At 77.7% G+C, this 1,563-nt stretch carries 1 protein-coding gene; it reads left to right on the forward strand.

The genetic code is table 11. From position 1 onward, the window contains the following. Window positions 1-3 precede the first annotated feature (3 nt). Window positions 4-1,563 (forward strand): GTPase-associated protein 1-related protein (locus tag ABZ371_RS32515; protein WP_358686517.1); only part of this gene is annotated, 1,560 nt, incomplete at its 3' end.

The raw sequence follows: 1,563 nt of genomic DNA on the forward strand, positions 1-1,563 counted from the left end.
AACGTGGGGGGCAACCCCCCCCCGGGGCCCCCGCTGGCGGTGCCGCCCAACACCGCGGCAAACCCCCTGGGCCGGCCCGAGCGGGCCGCGGCCGCCGACTGGGCCGCCGAGCGGCCGTACGCGCTGGACGAGAAGCGCACCCGGCAGCTGATCGGGGCACTGACCGCACCCGCCGACGACCGCACGGCCGCGGAATGCGCCGCCGCGCTCCGGCTGCTCACCGCACTCGACGGCCGCAGTCCCGCCGACATCACCGCCCCGCTGGCCGCGCTGCTGGTCACCGAAGCGGTACGGGGCGGCGACGCGGCCCTCGAACCGCCCGCACGGTCGGCCTTCGCCGAAGCCGCCGGAGAACAGGCGGTGGCCGCACTGGTCGCCGAACTCGGGGACGACCTGCTGGCCGAACTCGGTGCCCCCGCCGTCCGGGGCGTGGCCCGGACCGTGCAGCTGGTGCGCATCGTGCGGCTGCTCGGCGTGGACTGCGCGGAGCTGCTCCCCGGTGTCGTACGGGACTTGGCCCGCGCGCTGCTGGACGACCCGGAGGCCGCCGCCTGCCCACCGCTGCTCGACCTCCTGGACGAGCAGTTCGACGTCCGTACGGCGCTGCTGGGCGAGCTCGACCGGCTCGCCCCGGACGATCCGGCCGCGACGGAGCGCCTCCTGACCCTGGTCCCTCTGCCGTTCACGGGGACGCAGGCCCTGCCGCATCTGCGGATGTGCGCCGGGGCGCCGGGAGCGAGGACGCGTGGCGCGGACCGGGTGACCGTCCTGCACGCGGTGCTGCGGGCCGCCGGGATGTCACCGTTCGCCGAGCCGCTGGTGCTGCGGACGGCCGTCGGGCTGGTGTGGGGAGGGCAGGTGCCGACGGCCGCGGAGGCCCGGTCGCTGCTGAACGGGGCCACGTCCGACGCCCACCGGGCCGCGGGCACCTGGGCCCCTCTCGTCGACGCGGCGCTCGTCGCGCCCTCCGGCGACGAGGACGCCCCTGAGCTGGCCCACGACCTGCTGCGGGCGTTCCCCCAGGAACTCGGCCCCCGGGTGCGCGCCGGCCTGCTGCTGCTGGACTTCGCCCGCGAGCTGCGCACCGGGGCCGCGGAGCCCGGCTGGTCGGAACGCGCCCGCGCCCTGCGGGCGCGCGCCGAACCGGTCGGGCCCCCGGTGCTGGAGAGCGCCCACGCCGCACTGGCCCGGCGGCTGCTGCTGCCCGACCGGCCGGAGGCGGAACTGTACGCGTTCGTGCACGACGAGGACGCGGAGCTGATGGCCGCCTACGACCGGGAGGCCCGCCGCGAGGAGTTCCTGGACCGGCTGCGCACCGACCCCGCCCGCGTCGCGGACTGCTTCACCGTGTGGACCGCCCACCCGCACGCCGGCGACGCCTGGACCCGGACCCGCACCGCCCTGCTCGACGAGGTCCTGCGCCCCGCGGTACGCGCGCTGTCCGCCCCCGAGGTCGCGGCGGTGGAGCAGGCCGTCGAGCGCACGGGGAACAGCCGCACCCTCGACGCCTTCCGTGCCTGGAACCGGCCGTCGCGCTCCCTCGGGCGCCTCGGCAGACGGATC

It is taken from the genome of Streptomyces sp. NPDC005899 (genome assembly GCF_040629645.1).
Classification (GTDB): domain Bacteria; phylum Actinomycetota; class Actinomycetes; order Streptomycetales; family Streptomycetaceae; genus Streptomyces.